The 20503-nt window shown below is 67.4% G+C and carries 20 protein-coding genes and 1 tRNA gene; 17 read left to right on the top strand and 4 right to left on the bottom strand.

Annotation, left to right across the window (positions count from 1 at the left end):
- Positions 1-195: 195 nt before the first annotated feature.
- The 3 genes from ACIQTP_RS30205 to ACIQTP_RS30195 all read right to left on the bottom strand — a co-directional run bounded on the left by ACIQTP_RS30205 (position 196) and on the right by ACIQTP_RS30195 (position 3193).
- A complete protein-coding gene (locus ACIQTP_RS30205) occupies positions 196-690 on the bottom strand; it encodes a hypothetical protein (protein WP_403405565.1) in 495 nt (164 codons plus the stop codon).
- 113 nt (positions 691-803) lie between these two features.
- Positions 804-2735: an alpha/beta hydrolase gene (locus ACIQTP_RS30200; protein ID WP_403405562.1), complete on the bottom strand. Its 1932-nt coding sequence runs from the start codon at positions 2733-2735 to the stop codon at positions 804-806.
- Positions 2732-3193 (bottom strand): amino acid ABC transporter permease, encoded by a 462-nt coding sequence (locus ACIQTP_RS30195; protein WP_403405559.1) that lies wholly within the window; start codon positions 3191-3193, stop codon positions 2732-2734. The genes ACIQTP_RS30200 and ACIQTP_RS30195 overlap by 4 nt, the downstream gene beginning before the upstream one ends.
- Positions 3194-3685: 492 nt before the next feature.
- On the opposite strand from ACIQTP_RS30195, the gene ACIQTP_RS30190 reads away from it, so the two are divergent.
- The 13 genes from ACIQTP_RS30190 to ACIQTP_RS30130 all read left to right on the top strand — a co-directional run bounded on the left by ACIQTP_RS30190 (position 3686) and on the right by ACIQTP_RS30130 (position 16013).
- A complete protein-coding gene (locus ACIQTP_RS30190; RefSeq protein WP_403405556.1) occupies positions 3686-4246 on the top strand; it encodes a hypothetical protein in 561 nt (186 codons plus the stop codon).
- Between the two features lie 60 nt (positions 4247-4306).
- The gene (locus tag ACIQTP_RS30185; protein WP_403405553.1) at positions 4307-5992 is read left to right on the top strand and encodes a hypothetical protein; all 1686 of its coding nucleotides are present in this window, start codon (positions 4307-4309) and stop codon (positions 5990-5992) included.
- Between the two features lie 2 nt (positions 5993-5994).
- Entirely contained in the window at positions 5995-7293 is a 1299-nt protein-coding gene (mycP, locus tag ACIQTP_RS30180) for a type VII secretion-associated serine protease mycosin (RefSeq protein ID WP_403405550.1), read from the top strand.
- A 1-nt stretch (position 7294) separates the two neighbouring features.
- On the top strand, positions 7295-7732 hold the full coding sequence (locus tag ACIQTP_RS30175) for a hypothetical protein (protein ID WP_403405547.1): 438 nt from the start codon (positions 7295-7297) through the stop codon (positions 7730-7732).
- A gap of 2 nt (positions 7733-7734) precedes the next feature.
- Positions 7735-8976, top strand: a complete 1242-nt coding sequence (locus tag ACIQTP_RS30170) for a hypothetical protein (RefSeq protein ID WP_403405544.1) — start codon at positions 7735-7737, stop codon at positions 8974-8976.
- A gap of 4 nt (positions 8977-8980) precedes the next feature.
- Positions 8981-9187 (top strand): hypothetical protein, encoded by a 207-nt coding sequence (locus ACIQTP_RS30165; RefSeq protein ID WP_403405541.1) that lies wholly within the window; start codon positions 8981-8983, stop codon positions 9185-9187.
- A gap of 130 nt (positions 9188-9317) precedes the next feature.
- Positions 9318-9710 (top strand): hypothetical protein, encoded by a 393-nt coding sequence (locus tag ACIQTP_RS30160; RefSeq protein ID WP_403405538.1) that lies wholly within the window; start codon positions 9318-9320, stop codon positions 9708-9710.
- Positions 9711-10175: 465 nt separating this feature from the next.
- Positions 10176-10331 carry a hypothetical protein gene (locus tag ACIQTP_RS30155; protein WP_403405535.1) on the top strand — a complete coding sequence of 52 codons (156 nt, stop codon included), beginning with the start codon at positions 10176-10178 and terminating at the stop codon, positions 10329-10331.
- A gap of 332 nt (positions 10332-10663) precedes the next feature.
- Positions 10664-11113, top strand: a complete 450-nt coding sequence (locus ACIQTP_RS30150; protein ID WP_403405532.1) for a hypothetical protein — start codon at positions 10664-10666, stop codon at positions 11111-11113.
- 110 nt (positions 11114-11223) lie between these two features.
- Positions 11224-11961, top strand: a complete 738-nt coding sequence (locus ACIQTP_RS30145; RefSeq protein ID WP_403405529.1) for a hypothetical protein — start codon at positions 11224-11226, stop codon at positions 11959-11961.
- Positions 11939-14500, top strand: a complete 2562-nt coding sequence (locus ACIQTP_RS30140) for a serine/threonine protein kinase (RefSeq protein WP_403405526.1) — start codon at positions 11939-11941, stop codon at positions 14498-14500. Before ACIQTP_RS30145 ends, ACIQTP_RS30140 begins: the two co-directional genes overlap by 23 nt.
- A gap of 761 nt (positions 14501-15261) precedes the next feature.
- The gene (locus ACIQTP_RS30135) at positions 15262-15756 is read left to right on the top strand and encodes a hypothetical protein (protein ID WP_403405523.1); all 495 of its coding nucleotides are present in this window, start codon (positions 15262-15264) and stop codon (positions 15754-15756) included.
- A gap of 77 nt (positions 15757-15833) precedes the next feature.
- Positions 15834-16013 (top strand): hypothetical protein, encoded by a 180-nt coding sequence (locus tag ACIQTP_RS30130; protein WP_403405520.1) that lies wholly within the window; start codon positions 15834-15836, stop codon positions 16011-16013.
- 805 nt (positions 16014-16818) lie between these two features.
- Here ACIQTP_RS30130 and ACIQTP_RS30125 read toward each other — a convergent pair.
- Positions 16819-16905 (bottom strand) — tRNA-Leu (locus tag ACIQTP_RS30125).
- Positions 16906-17273: 368 nt separating this feature from the next.
- Between ACIQTP_RS30125 and ACIQTP_RS30120 the strand changes: the two genes are divergently transcribed.
- The 4 genes from ACIQTP_RS30120 (at position 17274) to ACIQTP_RS30105 (ending at position 20485) form a co-directional block, all read left to right on the top strand.
- Complete coding sequence (locus tag ACIQTP_RS30120; protein WP_165854062.1) at positions 17274-17417, top strand: hypothetical protein; 144 nt, start codon at positions 17274-17276, stop codon at positions 17415-17417.
- Positions 17405-18262 (top strand): FhaA domain-containing protein, encoded by an 858-nt coding sequence (locus ACIQTP_RS30115; protein ID WP_402038950.1) that lies wholly within the window; start codon positions 17405-17407, stop codon positions 18260-18262. Before ACIQTP_RS30120 ends, ACIQTP_RS30115 begins: the two co-directional genes overlap by 13 nt.
- A gap of 10 nt (positions 18263-18272) precedes the next feature.
- Complete coding sequence (locus ACIQTP_RS30110) at positions 18273-18806, top strand: FHA domain-containing protein (RefSeq protein WP_403405515.1); 534 nt, start codon at positions 18273-18275, stop codon at positions 18804-18806.
- 98 nt (positions 18807-18904) lie between these two features.
- Positions 18905-20485, top strand: coding sequence for a Stp1/IreP family PP2C-type Ser/Thr phosphatase (locus tag ACIQTP_RS30105; protein ID WP_403405625.1), 1581 nt, complete (start codon positions 18905-18907; stop codon positions 20483-20485).
- Positions 20486-20503 lie beyond the last annotated feature (18 nt).

Here is a 20503-nt window from a genome sequence, read left to right as displayed (position 1 = left end):
GCAGGTGATCTGAGGACAGCAGGCGTATCCGGCCAGGGCCGAGGTTGCGAAGACCGACTGCGCCGAGGCTCAGAGTGAGTCGCGGCTGCCCCTGCGCAGATAGGCGAAGAGTGGTTTGCCATAGAAAAGGATGAACTCGTCGATTTGGCGGACTCTCGCCATTCGAGACTGCTCCGAGAGACACACTGCCCTGGCTCAGTGCTCACTCGCCGACGCCGTCGGCGAGGAGGATGAAATCGGGCTGGTCGCCGACCAGAAGTCGGATCGGACGTTGGGGCGGGGGATGGGATAGTTGTAGTCGGGCCCGTTGGGGGAAGCGGTCGGGTCTGCCACCTTGGACGGCTTGGCACATGGGGAATCCACCTCGAAGGCGACCTGCCCCGCTCCGCCCACAACTAGGGAAATCCCGAATCCGTCAGGTGACTGAGCGAAGATGGCGGGAAATTTCTCGCTCTTGTTAACGGATTTGATTTGGTATCCGCTCTTTTCCCAGAACCGCTGCACGACTCCAAGGAAGTTTCCTCGGCGCTCCTTGGAGATGATGGTCATCACCGTGCGCGAGCGAGACACATCACAGCTACCCGTGGAAGTCCCGCTGTGAGTCCAGTGCACTTCGGGCTCGATGGCACCCAAAGTCGCATCGAGCATGGCATCCGCGCGTTCCGCTGCTTGCTGCATGGTGATATTCATGGTCGGTCCCCGCCTTTCACCTGAAACCTGCTTTGCGGTATTCTGCGCGGCACCGCAACCGGCCAGCATGACAGCAGCCGCCGCAACGGTCGGAAGCGTCCTCCATAGTTTCTTCATCGAGGTCGTTCCACTCCAATATTATCGGACTGCCCCGCCACAATCAGAGTGATGTTATTGGCGGACTCTTTATCTTTTTCTGGGTCGAAGTAATTTGAGTGAGCTGGCGCCGGATCGTGGGTCGTCGGTCTTGGCCCGTCGTCCACGAGGAAGCGGTGGGCACCGAAGTCCCGGCTCGCCGGGTCGGTTCCGAACCAGATCTCGTCGGGATCAGTCGCACCGCCCCCGACCTCGTGACCGACGACTCCGCCCACAGCTACGCCAGCTGCTCCACCGACCAGGTCCCCGAGATAACTTCCCGACTCATGCCCCAAGATGCTTCCCGCAACAGCACCGATCCCCGCGCCGACGACCATGCCACCCGCTTCCCTGTGGTTGGGAAGCATTGTCACGGGGTCGTTGTTGGCAGCACCTACGAAGACGTGGTTCTTGCCGACGTTGAGTTCCTCGGCATGGTCTGCACCTGTGCCAGGGCTGCCCACAAGGATGATGTCATCGGCGCCCGGGATGCCGCCATCGTGCTGTGCTGCCTGTCCAACGGTGAGTGAGCCGTAGGAGTGACCAATGGCGGTGATGTGGGGGTCGGCATGCTCGTTCGTGGCCGAGATACCAGCCATGAAATCGTTGTAGGTATTCGCTCCGGCCTTGGCATCGTCCATGGACACGACGTCCGCGTTGCGTACCAACTCTGAGGCCGGCATTTGCGGGGCATCATATCCCAGCCAAACGATGGAAGCGCTTGAGGGATCGTAGAATTGAGCATCTTTGGCCGTGTCACGCGCCCTCTTGAGATCGTTCTTGGCAAATTCTGCATCAAGAGCCGTGCCCAGACCCGGAACATAAGCCGACACGTTCTTCGATGTGTCAGGGTTTCCGTAACTGACAATGGCCCGACCGTTGCCCTCGTCTCCGATTCCGAGTAGGTAAATCGGCGGGAACTTCGGATCCGGGTGCTTTAATTGGTAGTCAATCGACTTCAGCCCGTCCAGCATCGTCTTCGAGCCCTCGTCGTGCTGCCCCGAGAGTTTTCCGATGAGCAGCTGAAGATTCTCCCGGTTCGCCTTGTCCCTCGCCATGGCCGGGATGCCGTCCAGGTTCCCGATCACGTTTGGGTATGTCGCCAGGTACTCCTCCCGCTGTTCCTGCGTGAGGTGGTCCCACCATTCCTTGCGTGCGGCAGCGGACTTGTCGAGCGGGATGTCGTCTGTCAGGTAATCCGCTGCCGACCGTACGGCCTGGGCGTCGGCAGCGGCGTCGACCCAGGTCTTCGCGTCGACCGTCAGCCCCGATCCTGCCTTCAGCTTGCTCAGCGCCGGGCGGTAGCGTTCGTCGATCTCCCGGGCCTCGCGCAGGGCGTGGGCGATGCGGTCTGCGATGTCCTGCGCTTTGGCGTTGTTGGGGTTGGGGTTGATCAAGCCGGGTCCCCCCGGGCCACTGCCCGGCGTGTACAGCCCCTTGTCGTCCGGCGTGTACAGCCCTTTGTTCCCCGAGGTGAGCGTGCCGTTGTTGCCGACTACCGTTCCGCCGGGGATTTTCTCGCCGGTCAGGTCGTTCTTGCCGTCGGCCGGGTACCCAATGCTTCCGTCCTCGTGCACCGTGTACGACAGGGCGGTGGCGTCGTCCAGCGCTTCCTTCAACCGTCGCTGAGGAGCGGCAAGTTCGGTGGAGAGACCGTTCACCGAGGTGCGGATCAGCCCGCACTCGGTGCGGATGTAGTGGAAGTTGCGGCTCAGGCGGTTCAGGCGCCGGACGGCGGCCTTCGCCGACTCACTCTCCTGCGTCTTTGCCAGGCTGCCGGCCATCTCGGCATCGACGCGTTCGGCCGCGGCATCGGCGTGGTACGAGACCTTCGCCCAGCCATCGGCCGCGTCATCCAGTTCCGACAGCTTCAGGTCCCGCAGCTGCTGCCAGGTCAGCACCGACGTCACCGGTCCTTGCCCCCCTCCGACACATGCACAGCGCGGGCCTTGGCGGCCACGGCACCGTCCACCTCACCCAGGTCCCGGGCGACAGCGCGCAGCTTGGGTTCCAGGGACTCGCACTCGTCCCGCACCGACTCCAGTCGCTTCTCCCAGGAGGTAAGTACGGTCGTCAACGCACTCAGGCTTGCCAGGCCCGCGGCGCCGTTCGGCACACCCGTGTGGCTGGACTGCAAGCCGTTCTTCGTGGACTGGGTGCTGATTCTCAGGTCGTCCGCCGTGCCCGCAGCACGGCTCCACGGCCCGTTCGAGTGCCGCAGAGTGCCCGAGCCGCCGCCCGTCCCGGTCGTCGACCCGCTCGTGGGAGTACTGCCGCCGGGATCGGCCGGCAGCTGATTGAGCTGCATCTGGGTGGAGTGGCGCTCGGCCGCCGCGGCCTTGATCTGTTCCCACTCGTCCCACGCCACCAGTGGTCCCTCCCCCTGTACGCCTCCACGGCGCTGCCTGAGCCTGCTGGTGGGGACGTTACCCGGCGGCCGCAACGCACTGTATCCGTGCGATCCGCCACAGCGACTGAGTACGTGTACTCATGTCCACGGAGGTGACCTGCTGCCACAGTGGCCACAACGTGGTGAGGCTTCCGCGCAACGCTGTTGAGCGGACAGTCGAACCACCGTCTCGCATCGGCCATTCACAGCACGATCTCCGCGCCGGGCGATTGCCCGCTCTCGACCTGCTGCCGCCCGGCAGCAGGTCGGACACGGCAGCAGTGGAGTGGTTCCGACGCGTGATGGGTCGGCTTTGAGCCAGCCTCACTCCGTGGTGGCAATGGGATTCCGCGGAGACGCAAGATCACCACTATCTTGCGGGAGTTGCTCCTGTTACGAACGGGAATGTCAGAGGCATTGCCGGTGAGAGGCCGAAGGTACTCGCTGCGAAGTCAGCCGTACGGGGAGGACATGGTGGTTGACAGCACGGGGGATCCGCAGGCAACTGCCGCTGGACTGGAAGCGGCTGCCGGGGTGATCGCAGCGGCGGGCATAGGGCCCTTCGTGGGTGTCGGTGCCGCCGTGGCCCAGGCGCTGCGCGTCGAGGGTGAAACGCTGACGACCTTCAAAAAGCGGGTCGATGACCTCCTGACCCAGCTGGAGGAGTCGAAGGCCGCCCCGCGCAGGATCGCGGACGGTGCCCTGCCGACGGGACGGCTGGGGAACTTCGACGAGGCCGACGCGCTGCACACCGCCTACACCCGCGTGCACTCCCGCCTGGAGAACCTGTCCAAGATGCTGGCGCTTCAGATCGAGGGACTGGTCGTCACGGTCGACGCGTCGAAGAGCAACTACCACAACCTGGATGACCACATCCGCGACCGCCTGAGCCGGATCCGGATCGAGGCAGACAAGTTGCTCGTCGACAAGGCGGGTCCGGGGGCGAGGGCACACACCGGCAACGGGTCGAAAGAGTCGGGTCGTGACCAGCAGGGCTCCCCGCCGACGGACGCGGAAGCCGGTGGCCTGTGATGTCCGTGTCGGAGAAAAGCGGCAACACGGTGCCCGAGGTTGGGAAGGCAGGGCGGCTCCATGTCTGATCTGGGCAGCCGGGCTTGGGAGATGGTCAAGCAGACCCGGTTCCTGGCCCACGACCCCGAACAACTGTGGGCCATGGTCGAACCCGCGGACGGTGCGACAGCCACGGACCTCGGCGACCTGCTGACCCAGGCCGCCAAGACGATCAAGGACATCGGCAGCGACCTGCGCACGCACAGCCTGGCGGTCGAGTGGGACGGCGAGGGCGGCGAGGCGTTCCGGACCTGGTGCCACCAGGCCGCGCTGGCCACTCTGGGCCTGGGCGACTACAGCGAAACCGCAGGCAAGTGGCTGGGCCACGCCGCGGACACGCTCCACGAGGTCAAGCCCCAGCTGGAGATCCTGCGCAGGCAGAGTGCCACCGCACGGTCGGTGCTCGACGCGCACGCGGCAAAGGCGACCGACGTCGGTAACCACGATGGCGGCCCCACGGACTCCGAGGTGACGAAGGCCAAGACCCAGTACGCCAACCACAGCGCCGAGGCGGCCGGGCAGATGATGAAGCTGGCCCAGTCGTACACCGCCTCGACGGAGCAGATCGACGCGCTGGAGGCGCCCGAGTTTCCGGAGCTGCCGAAGCAGTTCGTGCCCCCCGGGATTCATGGCGGCACCCACATTTCTGCCCCGTCTTCCGGCGGCGCGGCAGGCCAGGGGACGATGACACAAGCTCAGACGTCCGTTCACAAGGCTGCCATCGGCATCAGTTCAAGCGGAACGAGCCCGACTCCACGGGTAGCCGCGAGCCACCACATGGCGGTCTTGCCAGTAGTGCCGGACACGACGCCAGGCCGCCTGCCGGAAACGACAAACACGGCGATCGACAGCGTCAGCACGCTCCCGTCCGCCCCCACGGTTCCACCGTCCGCTTCGGCTCCCTCCTCGGGCGCAGGCGATGTGAGCGTCAGGACGTCGTCGCCGACCGGACTTCTACCACCCGCCTTCGGGGCGGGTACGACGATTCCGCCCAGCGTTCGGGGAAGCGAGGGACGAGCCGTGTACGGAGGCCGGGGCCCTGTGCCCACGCCTTCCGGCTCGGCCACGTCGGGAGCTTCACGCGTGCCGGGGCGCGGACTCACCGGCCCCTTCGGCCCCGACATGTCCGGTAGCCAGCCGCAGGCCCCTGGGCGTGGACCGGCCGTCCCTGGTGCGGCCAGAGGCGCCGACGGCATCACCGGTGGCCGCCCCGCATCGCCAACGAACGGACGACCTGCTGGTGCGATTCCACGCGGCACCGTTGTCGGCGGCACTCCGAGTCAGCAGCAGCCTCCCATGGGCCGTGGCACCGCACCAAGAGGATCCGGCCCTGGCACCTCGCCGCCCCGCGGCAACGACCGCACGACAAACCCCGAAAGCGCGGCGAAGAGCGCCCGCCCGCTTGCACAGTCCAATGGGATCGTCGGCGGGCAGCCCAAGACATCCCGACAGCGTGGACGGGCGGGGCTCACCTCAGGGCGCGCCGAACTCGTACGGGGATCGGACGCAGACGGCGTCCGGCCGCAGAGCGGCGGAGCAGCCCGCGGTGCCTCCGCCATCGCCCCTGCCCCATACGGTGGTGACCGCTCCGCCCGTGACGAGCGGTCGCGCAACCGCGCGAATCAGAGGGCAGAGGACGAAGACGGCCGGCCGAGCACGCCCCGCCTGCCCGGCGGTCCCGACGGACACGCACGACGAGAAGGATGACCATGCGCACCCGCAGCAAGCAGGCCGCACGGCACGGCCAGGTCGTAGCGGCCGTCGCCGGCGTCCTGTTGGCGGGCGTCGCCGTGACGCCCGCGTACGCCGACACCGTCCGCGACCGGCAGTGGTACCTGGATGCCATGCGGGCCGAGCAGATGTGGAAGACCAGCACGGGCAAGGGCATCACGGTCGCCGTGATCGACACCGGTGTCCAGGGCGACATCCCCGACCTGCGCGGCCAGGTCCTGTCGGGCAAGGACTACTCCAGGCACCCCGGGGACGAACACTCGGACTACGACGGCCACGGCACCAGCATGGCCGTCCTTATCGCCGGAACCGGCGCCAAAGGCCGAGTGACAGGTTCCTACGGCCTGGCCCCGGGGGCGAAGATCCTCCCGATCCGCATTCCGGACTTCATCGAGCAGAGCCGTAGTGACGGCAACCCGGACGACTACCCCGCCTATATGGCGAAGGCCATCCGGTACGCGGCCGACTCGGATGCCCAGGTCATCAACATCTCACAGGCGAGCAAAGCGCATTCACAGCAGCTGAACGAGTCCGTCGCCTACGCGCTGTCCAAGGACAAGCTGATCTTCGCGGGCGTAGGCAACGACGGCGCCGGCCTCAACGAGCTGGAGTACCCGGCGGCAACTCCCGGCGTGGCCGGCGTCGGAGCGATCGGCAGAAACGTCAAGGCGACGCAGGAGTCCCAGCACGGTCCCCAGGTCGATCTGGCCGCACCGGGCGAGGACATGGTCGCCGCCTGCCTCGGCGGTACGGAACTGTGCAAGACGCACGGCACCAGCGACGCCACCGCCATCGCCTCCGCATCCGCCGCCCTGATCTGGTCCAAGCACCCCGACTGGACGAACAACCAGGTCCTGCGGGTCATGCTCAACACCGCGAGCAAACCCAAGAACGGCAAGAAGCGCACCGACTATCTCGGCTACGGCACCGTACGGCCCCGCATCGCGCTGACGAACCCTGGCAGTCCCGGCCCAGCCGACGTGTACCCGCTGCCCGACTTCAAACAGGCGGCGTCCGAGGCGTCCGACGGGGCGGCCTCCGCTTCCGCACAGCCTGAGGGGAAACCGGCGGCTGCGGCTTCCGGAACCACCAGCGCAACGCCCTGGATTCTCACGGGCGTTGGAGCCGCCTTCCTTACCGGTGCGGTGCTTGTCGCCGGTGCGGTGCGCAGGCGCCGACGCGTTGCGGCGGCGGGCCTTGCGCAGGCGGCCGTGCCGCCGGGCCCCGGGCCGACTGGCTGGCCGTACGGAGACAGCAACCACGGGGGGAGGACCTGACATGGCGTGGGACGAGTGGGAGCAGTTGAAGGCCGATGCACTGGTCCGCAGGCAGGAAGGCATGCGACTGGACAGCGCTGCTGCCGCAGGCGGGGGCGGCACCGGAGAATCGGCCGACCTCAAGACGAACAAATCGGGGAAGAAAGCTGCGGTCAAGTCGCTACGGAATGAGATTCGGCCCGACACGGACACTGCCGGCAGCCATGCCGATGAATCCTCGTCGGCGACCGTCCGGGAATTCAGCGGCTGGGCTACCGGCTCCGGGCTCAAGGCCGCGCATGAGGAATGGGACCTGCAGGTCAAGAGCCTGAAAGGGCGCCTGGGGGAAGACCAGACGGCGCTGGAGAAGACCCATCAGGACTTCCAGTACCTCGACTTCGGCATCGGCGGCCAGATAGTGCAGATCGACACGGGGCACGAGACCCGTCGGGAGGGCTAGAGATGGCCACGGGCAAGCTCACCTATCAGGACGTGGTCACCATCAACCTGGGTGTGTTGATCACGGCGGCCAAGGACTGGGACGACATGGCCGGCGGTTTTGACGACCTGGGGCGCCTGTACGGGGCGAAGGTGGAGTCCTTTGCGAGCGACGGTAGATGGGTCGGCGTCAGCGCCGACGCGGCCGCCTCGCGGTTTGCGGTCACACGCAAGCAGTTCACCGATGCGCAGACGGAGGCCCGCGCCATGGCCTCGCTTCTCCGGGACGCCTACGAGCGGTTCTCCCAGCTGATCGGCCGCGTGAAGGGCTTGGTCGAGCAGGCGAAGAAGGACGACATGACCGTCAACAGCAAAGGCGAGGCGGTCTACGACTTCACTAAACTCGCCCCCTTCAGGCACGAACCGGACTACCCCACGTACGTGTCGCAGGTGAAAGAGGCCGAGGCCGACTGGACGAAGAAGATCAAGGATGCTGTGCAAGCGGTCGACGACGAGGACCAGATCGTCGAAAGCGCTCTGCGCGAGGCAGCCGGGGTCAAGAGCTGGTACGAGCGCGCGTTGGACCCCCTGGGCCAGGGCCACAACTTCAACGGGGCCGCAGCCGGCGACATCGAGACATACGAACAGGAGGCCAAACTGGAAGAAGCGGAGCAGAAAGCCGAAGCCGAGCGTAGGAAAAAGGAGAAGGAGTCCAGCGACAGTACCCTTAAGACCATCCTCAGGGGTATCGGGAATGGCGCTCAGATATTTTCACAGCAGCCCGGCGGTCTGGGTACGAAGCTCGTGGGCACGGTGATTGAAGGCGCCGCAGACGCTACCGGCTACAACAACACCCAAGGGATTACGATCGGCGGCTCTCTCGGGTTCGGTGTGGGCATTTCCGGATCGATTTCTCTCGTCGAAACCCGCACTCCGGACGGCCGCAACCAACTTAACTTGATGTATTCCGGAGGGAGCACTACCGCAGGTTGGGACTTCGGCGCCGCTGCAAATGTCGGAGTCGTAAAGAGCAACGCCGACGACATCAGTCAACTGAAGGGTGCGGGTTGGGACAAGTCGGGATCACTCCACGCCGGTCTTGGTTTTTGGGGGGCCCATCAGAACGCAATCGGGACAACCAACTCGAAAGGCGACCCCGTCGGCACAGCCTCGTACGGTATAGGTGCAGGCTTGGGCAACGAAGCTTCCACGGGGTTTAGTAACGCAGACGGATGGACCCTGTGGGAAAGCGGGAAGGGAAAATAAATCCATGTTCTTCGGGATGATTGGAATCATCTTCTTCGTAGTTGGGATTCTCTTCGCTACAAATCTCGGCGGGGCGGCTGAACGCGCCTTTCGTGTCTTCGCTCAAACGAACCCAACGGTTGGAACCGCCACACCGAAAACACTGCGTCTCGTGGGCGGTTTCTGGATCCCTCTGGGGGCATTCTTCATCGCGGTCGGCTTCTTCAGATGAGATGCCTTGGCCGACGTCGGGGGTGACTTGGGGTCGGCGGCCGAAGGACCAATCCGTTCGCGAGACCTGACCAGGTTTGCGATGGCGGAGTAGACCCAGTGTCGGACGACGCCCGGCGCTCGCCGACTCCATGGCCATCGTCAGCACCCCGGGCCTTCCGTCGGCGGCGCGGACCCATGTGCTGCCCAGCCTGTGCCGTATCGCCCTGGAAAACGCCTTTCTCGAAGCCGCCTGGGTCCGGCACCAACGCTCCCACGGTTCCGAGCACGCACTGCACGCCGCCGTCGGCGACGCCGACAAGTTCAGGAAGATCGCGGCGCTGGCCCTGTTCCGCGACATCGGGCGCACCGCCGACGTCGACCAGGAGCTGCGCACCCGCTACGGAGCGCAGGCCGCGTACCTCATCAAGCAGTGCCAGATGGGTGCCCATTCCGGAGGCGCACAGATCGCTGACGCGCGCCGATTCGTGAAGGACATCGAGTTCCTGGCGCAGAAGGTGCGCAAGCCGGAGGTGACCGCGTGATGATCGGTCCTGCCACCTCCGTCGAAGACCTCCTGCTGACGGCCGACCGGCTCCTCACCGGCGACCTCGGCGCCACGGCCTCCGGCCGTCACCGCGGAGCGGCCCTGGCACGGCGGACCGCCCTGGAGATCGCGGTCGGCCAGGTACTGGACGCCGCGGTGCCAGGGCTGTCCAGGACCACGGGGCAGGCCCGAATGCTCTGCCTGCGCTGCTACACCGCGGCGGAGACCGCCCGCCGGGCCAAGGCCGTCTGGTCTCACCTGTGTCTGGGGTGCCACTACCACCAGTACGAGATCGGCCCCCACGCACGACCAGGTCCTCGCCTGGCGGACGGAGGTCGGCGAGCTGGTCCGAGAATTGGACCCCTGACTGGGTGTCATCAACCGATCTCTGATGATTCTTTCGCCGGGGTACGGGGCCCGTAGCGGCGTCCTTCATTCGGGGCGTCGCAAGGGAGGGATGCACATGGGCACCACCGCACGTGACGAGATCATCGCCGTCGAGCAGAAGGCGGTGGACCACGCGTATGACTGCTGTGCCGCGCGACTGGCTGAACTTACCGGGGGTTCGGTCGCCTCGGCCTCCGCCAGCGGCAAGGACAGCGTCGCCAACCGGATCTAAGTCGAGGAGCGGGCGGCGTTCGTACGGCGGTCTCGGCAACGAATCCCTGGTCAGGCATAACCTCCAGCACCAGGCTGGACGCCCTCAAGGCGTGTTGAGGCCTTCCGCCGCTGGCATGAGCGCATGGTCGGGCCGCGGCGTTCGAACGACACCCCAGCGGATGCTCAGGGTTGGGTGCCGGGAGGCGGCTCAGTGACCTAAGCCCTGAGGCGAGCGTGGGCTCTTCGCCCGCTTCAATCCACGACACGACCAACGTTCCTTTACATGCTCATCACATCTATACTCCAAGCGCGCAAGGACAGGTGGCGCAGATGTCTGAAACATGAGGGAACATGGCTCGATCTGACAACCGGGATGACACAGCGCTTGGTTGCGCTGTCCTGCTCGGCCTCCTCGTCGTCGGTGCGGTCTGCTGGCTGGTGTGGACGGCCGTCATGTGGGTCCTGGCCGAGTGGCGTTGGGCCTGGTTCGCCGGATTCGCCTTGGCGATTCCCTGCCTTGCGTATGCGATCGTGCATGCCTGGGGCGAGCAGCGCCCCTTCGTTCCGTCCCGTCAGCTCGAGGCGTGGGCCACGGCGGTTGCCACGTCTCTCGCCGCGGCCGCGCCAATCATCGTGCTGACGAAGGGATGGACGACCGCAGTCGTCGCGCTGCTGATCGCCGTCGGCAGTGGGTCGGCGGTCGCGTACGCGCCTTGGTGGGCCGGCGGGTTTCCGAAGACGTTCCCTGTGTCCGATGACGACGACGCGCTGCCGGCCGTAGCGGCGTCTCCGACGGAGTGACGGCTCTCCCGCAACGCCCTTCCCTCCCCAGCGAGTCCATTCACCCAAACTCCGAACTCCGGGCTCGGCGAGCCTGACCGCCCTGGTCCCCGTGCACCTCTGGAGCTCACGTGTTCCACCCATCCTTCCTGCCGGCACGCCGTATGCGTCGAGTAGGCACCCTGCTCGCCGTCGCATGCGTCAGCACGCTGGTGATCGCCTTCGGTGAGCCGTCCGATGAAGGCCCCCAGGCCGCGCAGGCATCGGCTGACTCGGCGTCCGTCGCCCCGTCCTCCGCGGCGCCGAAGCCCTCGCTCTCCGCGATGCCGCGGTCCGTTCCCTCCACGGCGCGGGAGACTGCCGCACAGACGCCGGCACAGCGGCTCGACACCCTCGGGCATGCGAAGAAATGGGACCTGTCGGGATCGTCGGCGTCCGAGTTCACCCAGGATGCGTGCGACATGGCGGGCGAGACCGACAGCGCCCCTGACCAGGCGGGCGAGTCCGTGGCGCAGGCCCTTGCGATGCGCGCGACGTCCGCGGAATCCGGCGCGGCCGCACTGAGGGCGGGCATACCGGCGCTCTGCCCGAAATGGACCAGGACCCTGGCGGCAAGTCTCTCCGGCCGCTACGACCGTTGGATCACGGACGACACATACGACATCGGCAGCAAGCCGGGACAGATACCCGCGGGCACGTACCGCACGGCAGGCGACCTATCCGACTGCTACTGGGAGCGCACCGCCGTGAACGGCGATGTGATCGACAACGGGTGGGCCACAGCGGCGCGAGCGATCACTGTGCACATCAGGGAATCCGACAGCACGTTCACGTCGGACAACTGCGGTGTCTGGACGCCGGTCCACTGACCAGCGCTGGAACCGGGCCCCATTCCTCTTTCCCGCCGACGCCCGTCCCACCGTAGGCACCCCGAAGCCCTCGGAAGCCTCGTCGATCAGCAAGGAGCACGCGGTGAGCCTGCCGTCGCGCATCGGTCCCTACACGCCCCTGCGCCCCATTGGTGAAGGAGGTATGGGCACGATCCACTTCGCCTACCACCCCGGCACCGGCGAGCCGACAGCAGTGAAGACGATCAGACCCGAGTTCGCCTCCGATGCTCCCCATCGTGCCCGGTTCGCCCGCGAAGTCGACCTCCTGCGCAAGGTGTCGGGCCCCTACCTGGTCCGGTTGATCGACGCCGACCCGGACGCGGATCTTCCTTGGCTGGCGATGCCCTACGTGCCCGGCAACACCCTGCAACGGCAGGTACAGGTCGATGGCCCGCTGCAGGGCAGCAACCTGCTCACCTTCGCCGCCGCGGTCGCGCACGCCCTCGCATGTATCCACGCTGCGGGCGTGGCTCACCGCGATCTCAAACCGCAGAACGTCATCCTTGCCGCTGACGGCCCACGCGTCGTCGATTTCGGTATCGCACACCACCCCGACTCCACCGCCATCACCAGGCTCCGGCAGCCCGGCACCGAGGGCTGGATGGCGCCCGAGCAGCTTCTCCACGGCAGCAGCGGTCCCGAGTGCGACATCTTCACCTGGGGCATCCTGGTCGCCTACGCGGCTGCGGGCACCCATCCGTACGGGCCCTCCATCGGGCGTGACAGCCGCATCCTCCACGGCCGGCCGGACCTGTCGTCCGTGCCTGAGCTGCTGCGTGAACCGGTCATCGCCGCGTTGCACCACACTGCCGAACTGCGCCCATCGGCCGGGCAGATCGCCGAGCAGGTCGCTCGGCTGTTGGGAGTGAAGGGCACGGTGGCATTCCCGACGGTCGCCCTCACACGACCGGACGGGGATCCCGACGAGTGGCCCACCGTGAACCTTCAGGACTCTGAGTGGGACGTTCCGGCCGCCGAGGCCGACCTGGCAGAGATCGTTCCATTCGTCGCGTGCGGAGACTGGCGCAGTGGCCAGTCAGCCCACGAAGCGCTGGCAGAGAGCGAAGCCGCGCTCGAATCCCTGCACGCGGCGATCACCGAGTCCCAGGCGCACGCCAACGAACGGCGGCATGCTCACACGGCGTTGCATGTGACCCGTACCGAACTGGGCGACATCCGAGCCGAGTTCACCCGGGGTGGATGGCTCGATCGCGCTGACCTGACACGAGCGGTCGACGCGGCCACGGAAAAAGTCGACGACCTCGTCAGGGGCTCGGCTCAGCCGTCGGCCCCCGGCGCGGGCTGGGGCCAGCGCAAACCGGAGCCAGGAGTCGGCGGTGGAGTACCGAGTGGCGCCTCTCCCGGTCCCGTCCCCCCTGTCGGCCGGTCGTTGGACCGACCGCAGGCCGCGGCTGGCACCGGTCAGCCTGAGTCTCGGACCACGACCGGTCGACGGCGCCCGCACAAGGGCAGGATCCTGATGGTGGCACTGCTCGGGGGCGCGGTGACGACGTGTGCGGTCGCCCTCGCCGCGAACGGCCACGACAAGCCGACGGCGAAGCCGGCCACTTCCTCACCGGCCGCCACTCGCGCAGCCGACCCACCGACGGCTGTCGGTTCATCGCCCACGAGCCCGAGTGCGAGCCCGTCGCCAAGCCCCACGGCCACGCCCACCCCGACACCGACGATCACCACCCTGTTCGGCGGACTGCGGGTCACCACGCCTGCTTCTTGGGACGCGACCGCAGTGCCCCAGGACAGCCTCAACTCCGACGACGGCATGGACAGTAAATACGCGATGAACCTCTCGCCGGTCGACGCGGCGGATAACGCCGGGCTCGCCATCGAATGGGCGCCGGGGATGACCTCCGTCAAAGGTGGCGCCAACGACACGGAGAACTCCGACTTCGGCATGTTCACCAAGCGCTTCTCCACCGGCGGAGCCGACCCCGCCGCCGGCGGCACAGCCGTGATCGGCACGGATGTGCGTGAGCAGACCGTCACGAGCGTCGACCCCGTCAAGCTCATGAGGATCGGAGGCACACAGGCGCAGTCGTACACCGTGCACACGGATGTCCTGCCCGACTACAACCGCACCCGCGCCGCCGTACACAGGGTCTGGTTCCTGCCCCGGCCCCACTATGTGCTGTACACCTACGGAAAACTGACCGAAGCGCAGAATGCCCAGGTCGACGATGTCATCGCTTCGCTGCGTTCCACTCCGGTCTCCATGCCACTGGACTGCGCCGACGCCGTCCTCTACCTGGACGCCGCGGCGCGCGGCTCCACTCCGGACGGGGACGATCCCTCGCAGAGCTGTCTCGACCTGACCGTGAACGCGACCGAAGGCAGCGATCAATCCGCCGCGCTCGACCCTGGCACCGTGCAAACCAGTACGGAGCCCGAATGCCTGGCCATAGTCAGCGAATACGACCCTACATACCTCCTGAACGGTGGCGCCCTCGACTACACCGCTGCCCGCCGCCAGTGCGATGTACCCCGCCACGCCTCACCGTGACATGCGGCAACCGACACCGGCGCTCGGATGCCCGGCACTTACTTCCTGCCGCGGCGCTGCTCCAGGCGGCGCAGCCGCCACAAGGGGAACCTCAGGCCGATCACTCGACTCGGACTGGAACGCGACTCCTGGGTGGCCGTCACTTGTCAGCCCCGGTTCCCGGCCGTCTGGCACCACGGCACATCCGGTCGACGGCCGCCGTGTGACCAGTCGGTAGCCAGCCATCGTGCGGTCAATCTCTACCGATCCGCCATGCCGCCCCAGTGGTGACTTCCTCGGGCGTGAACTTGCGCAACAGCGCGCTCAGCGCACAGGCCAGTGCGCCCGTCACGTAGCGCGGTGGCGCTCGAGTGCCTGGGCGATGGTCTCCTGGAAGTACTCCTCCCAGAGTTTGTCGGGCTTCCGGCTCCACAGCAGCGTCGAAGGCATCAACGGCTACGCCAAGGACCCCCTCTACGAACGCCTCCGAAGATGCCGGCACCCGCCGCATCGCCGCCCAGACACTTCTGCTGGCCTTCCACCTGGTCCACGCCAACCGCCGCCGCACGCGCACCTCCGCAGCCTGCTGATCGGCCTCCACCTGTGCACTCAGGCCACCGGCGGCAAGATCGTGCTGGAACGCGTCACCGACATCCGGTACTTCCGCACCACACCGCGGACGCGCGCCCTGCTCGACATACCCGAATTCCCGGACCCACGACCCGGGGTTCGAGGCGGCCTACGCCGTCGTCCGACGGCTCTTCCACGCGATGAAGGACGCCATGAACCCGTCCCCGCTCCCGTGCAGCAAGAACCTCTCGCGTAAAGAGGCCCGAGAACTCGCAGCGAACGCCGCCTCCGACGACCTCGCCGAACGCGAGCAACGGCTCGCCCTCTTCACCGAGTTCATCCTGGACGCCTCCGTACGCCCTCTCCACAGCCTGCTGAGCGAGCTGGCGGAGATCTCCCTGGGCGTGGGCGCCACACCGGTCCGCTCCTTCTCCCGCGGCCGCCGCACGAACGGCCCCGAGCTCGCCACGGACCCCGCCGCCGGCTGGCACGTTCGCGAAGGCGACCACCGAGACCCCGACACGCCCGCCTCCGGCACCCTGCGCCCACCCCCGCCGCCCGCCAAGAAGAGCCACGCCAAAGCTCCCCAACGCCAGAAGAAGACCTCGCTCAAGAAGAAGTACCTCGGCGTCGCTCTCGACAAGCACGGCCACCGGCCTGCCTACAACGGCGTGAAGATCCTCAACCGCATGCGAAATCGTGGCTGAACAAACCCGGCTTCCTCGCGGGCGACCGCGCCTACAACAACTCCGAGCCCGACGAGTGGCAGCTCCCCATCCGGGCCATGGGCTGCTACAAGCCCGTCTACGACTACCGGGCAGACCAGCTCGGCAAGCAGGCCGAGACGGCCGGCGCGATCCTCGTCGAGGGCCGCTGGTACTGCCCGTCCATGCCGAACCCCGCATCAACGCCACCATCGACCTGCACGCCGAACGCATCGACCAGGAGACCTGGACCAGGCTGATCGGGGCCCGCCGCGGCTACCGCGCCATGCCCAAAGAGAACGCGGACACCGACGGCTACCAGCGGATGATGTGCCCCGCCGAAGCAGGCAAGGCCCAGTGCCCCCTCAAACCGCACACGCTCGGCCGCGGCATCCACCTCCCCCTCGTCGACCCGGAGCCCAGCCCAGCGGGCCCCCTCAAGGTCTGCCCGCCAGCGCACGATCACCGTCAGCCCCGAAACCGGCGCCAAGCACTGGCAGTCCTTGGAGTACGGCGGCCCGGAATGGCAGAAGATCTACTTCCGGCTCCGCAACAGCGTCGAGGGCTACAACGGCTACGCGAAGAACCCACTGGCCGAGGGCATCGAAGCAGCGGGCTCACGCCGCATCCGCGGCATCGAGGCCCAGACGATCCTCCTGGCCTTCCAACTCGCCCACGCCAACCCCCGCAAGATCAAGAAATGGCTCGAGACGCTGGCGCTCGGCGGCGACCGCCCCCGCCGCCGCTCCCACCACCGCGACCGCCCCTGCCGCCGCACCCACCACCGGCGGAAGACACAAAGATCGCGGAGCCTGGACACCCACCGGCCACTTGATGCCGGCCGCCTGACCCGGGGACCAGCGCCACACCCCAGCACCGACCGGAGAACAACCAGAACGAAAAGCAGGGCCCCGACCGTGAGATACCTCACCGTCGGAGCCCTGCCGCGTCACCGTCCGGGCCGGGGCCCACCGCACGTCCGGGCCCGGGCCCGCCGCAACAACGAGAAACGGGCCCTCACCATGACTTTCGTCACTGGCGAGAACCCGTTTCGTCGGTTTCTCCTGGTGCGCGAGGGGGGAGTTGAACCCCCACGCCCTTGCGGGCACTGGAACCTGAATCCAGCGCGTCTGCCTATTCCGCCACCCGCGCATTGGGTGTGTCTTTGGTCTCTCACCGAGTGGTGCGAGCGCCTGTCGACATGCAGAAGATTAGCACGGTGCCCGGGGTGGAATCACATCCCTTTCCCACGGCCACGGGCCCCGCCGGCACCGCACGTCTCAGGCCTAACCAGTTCACGTATCAACCTCGTACCGGTCCAGGCCATCTCTCCAGGAGCAGGGCAGGGTGCACAGTCAGGTGCGGGACACTGGTCTCGGGCCGCCTCTACGATCCTTGGCAGGAGTAGTGCCGGGAAGTGTTCGAAGAGGAGCCTCGGAGGGAACTCCGGGAAGGGACTTCGGAAGGCGTCGACACCCGTCGACAGGGCCGACAGGGGGAACCAGCCGATTTCCCGACGCGTGGATACGATCAGTAAGCAGTACCAGCAGGACCAGGACGACCACGGCAGGCCGTACGACACGGCGGGCCGTACGCAGTACGACGTGGACAGCAGGCAGAACCAGGACGGCTACGAAGGAGGAGGTGCCCCATGGGAGTCCTGAAGAAGTTCGAGCAGCGTCTCGAAGGTCTGGTCAACGGCACCTTCGCCAAGGTGTTCAAGTCCGAGGTCCAGCCCGTGGAGATCGCCGGAGCGCTGCAGCGCGAGTGCGACAACAACGCCACGATCTGGAACCGCGACCGGACCGTCGTACCCAACGACTTCATCGTGGAGCTGAGCGCGCCCGACTTCGAGCGCCTCAGCCCCTACTCCGGCCAGCTCGGCGACGAGCTCGCCGGGATGGTGCGCGACTACGCCAAGCAGCAGCGCTACACCTTCATGGGCCCCATCAAGGTCCACCTGGAGAAGGCGGACGACCTCGACACCGGTCTCTACCGGGTGCGCAGCCGTACGCTCGCCTCCTCCACCGACCAGCAGGCCCCCGAGCGCGCCCCCGCGGGCCCGCCCCCCGGCCGGCCCGGTGGCTACGGCTATCCGGCTGCCGCCCCGGGCGCGGCTCCCGCAGGCGCTCCCCCGATGCCGTCCGCGCCGCCGCCCGGCGCGCGCCCCGGCCCCTCGCCGATGGGCTCCCGGCCCGGCGCGGCTCCGGGCCCGGCGGCCGGCGGCCGCATGCGGCACTGGATCGAGATCAATGGCGCCCGCCACCAGATCTCCCGCCCGACGCTGGTGCTGGGCCGCAGCACCGAAGCCGACGTGCGGATCGACGACCCCGGCGTATCCCGCCGGCACTGTGAGATCCGGACCGGAACGCCCTCGACGATCCAGGATCTCGGGTCCACCAACGGCATCGTGGTGGACGGGCAGCACACCACCCGCGCTACGCTCCGCGACGGCTCGCGGATCGTCGTGGGCAGCACCACCATCATTTACCGGCAAGCCGAAGGGTGAAGCGGGGGCAATGTCAGAGCTGACCCTCACGGTCATGCGGCTAGGTTTCCTGGCCGTACTGTGGCTGTTCGTGATCGTGGCCGTGCAGGTCATCCGCAGCGACCTGTTCGGGACGCGCGTCACACAGCGCGGCTCGCGCAGGGACGCCTCCAGGCCGCAGCAAGCCGCGCGCCAGGCCACACCACCTCCGCAGCGCCAGCAGCAGGCGGCGCCGCCGAGCGGCGGCGGCGGTGGCCGACAGCGCCGCGGCGCCCCCACCAAGCTGGTCGTCTCCGAGGGCACCCTTACGGGCACGACCGTCGCGCTGCAGGGGCAGACCATCACCCTGGGCCGCGCGCACGACAGCACCATCGTGCTGGACGACGACTACGCGTCCAGCCGTCATGCCAGGATCTACCCGGACCGGGACGGCCAGTGGATCGTCGAGGACCTCGGCTCCACCAATGGCACCTATCTCGACCGGAGCCGACTGACGACTCCCACGCCCGTTCCGCTGGGCGCGCCGATCCGCATCGGCAAGACCGTCATCGAGCTGCGGAAGTAGTGCTACATCATGAATGAGCGCGAGCGGAGCGAGCACGCAGCGGCGGTCCACACGACGGACCCCGGCGCGCTCCCGACCGGAGGGTGGGCACCGTGCGGATGTACCCGGAGCCGACGGGCGAGGTGCGCATGAGTCTGTCACTGCGCTTCGCCGCCGGATCGCACAAAGGCATGATCCGCGAGGGCAACGAGGACTCCGGCTACGCCGGTCCCCGCCTGCTCGCGATCGCCGACGGAATGGGCGGCCAGGCCGCCGGTGAGGTCGCCTCATCCGAGGTGATCTCCACCATCGTCGCGCTCGACGACGACGTCCCGGGCTCCGACATCCTCACCTCGCTGGGCACCGCCGTACAGCGTGCCAACGACCAGCTGCGGATGATGGTCGAGGAGGACCCCCAGCTGGAGGGCATGGGGACCACCCTCACCGCGCTCCTGTGGACCGGTCAGCGCCTCGGCCTGGTGCACGTCGGCGACTCCCGCGCGTACCTCCTGCGTGACGGCGTCCTCACGCAGATCACCCAGGACCACACCTGGGTGCAGCGCCTCGTCGACGAGGGCCGCATCACCGAAGAGGAAGCCACCACCCACCCGCAGCGCTCCCTCCTGATGCGCGCGCTGGGCAGCGGCGACCACGTCGAGCCGGACCTCTCCATCCGCGAAGTCCGCGCCGGCGACCGCTACTTGATCTGCTCCGACGGCCTGTCCGGCGTCGTCTCCCACCAGACGATGGAAGACACGCTCGCCAGCTACCAGGGCCCGCAGGAGACCGTCCAGAACCTCATCGAGCTCGCGCTGCGCGGCGGCGGTCCCGACAACATCACCGTGATCATCGCCGACGTCCTCGACATCGACTCCGGCGACACCCTCGCCGCCCAGCTCTCCGACACCCCGGTCGTGGTCGGCGCGGTCGCCGAGAACCAGCACCAGCTGCACGACAACGGCGCCATGCAGACCCCCGCGGGCCGCGCCTCCAGCCTCGGCCGTCCGGTGCCCGGACAGGGCGGTGGCGGCGAGTTCGGCCCGCCCGGCAGCGGCGACACCACCGGTTACGTCTCCACGGGCGGCTACGGCGACTACTCCGACGAGGACTTCGTCAAGCCGAGCGCCGGACGCAAGTGGCTGAAGAGATCCCTCTACACCGCGCTGGCCCTCGCCGTCATCGGCGGCGGTCTGTACGGCGGCTACCAGTGGACGCAGACGCAGTACTACGTCGGCACCCAGGACCAGCACGTCGCGCTGTACCGCGGGATCAGCCAGGACCTGGCCTGGGTCTCGCTGTCGAAGGTGGAGAAGGATCACCCCGAGATCGAACTCAAGTACCTGCCGCCGTACCAGCAGAAGCAGGTCACGGCGACGATCGCGGAGGGCGGCCTCCAGAACGCCCAGAAGAAGATCAGCGAGCTCGCCACACAGGCCTCCGCGTGCAAGAAGGACGCCGAGCGCCGCGCCGCCGACAGCCAGAACAGCGCGAAGACCGGCACCGGCCAGGCAGGTGGAACAACGGGAACCACAACCACCTCTCTGACGTCCAAGGCCACGTCCAGCCCGTCCGCGACGCCGAACCCATCGGGCTCGGCACCGTCTTCGAAACCGTCCACCTCCGCCGCACCCACTCCCACACCCGGCCCCAGCCTCTCCGACGAGGAGCAGAAGCTGGTCTCGCTGTGCGGTAAGCAGTAAGAAGCCGTGAGGGGCCCT

The sequence above is a fragment of the Streptomyces sp. NPDC090798 genome (assembly GCF_044768965.1).
Classification (GTDB): domain Bacteria; phylum Actinomycetota; class Actinomycetes; order Streptomycetales; family Streptomycetaceae; genus Streptomyces.
Note: the sequence above shows the minus strand (reverse complement) of the source record. Positions and strands in the feature narration are given on the sequence as shown.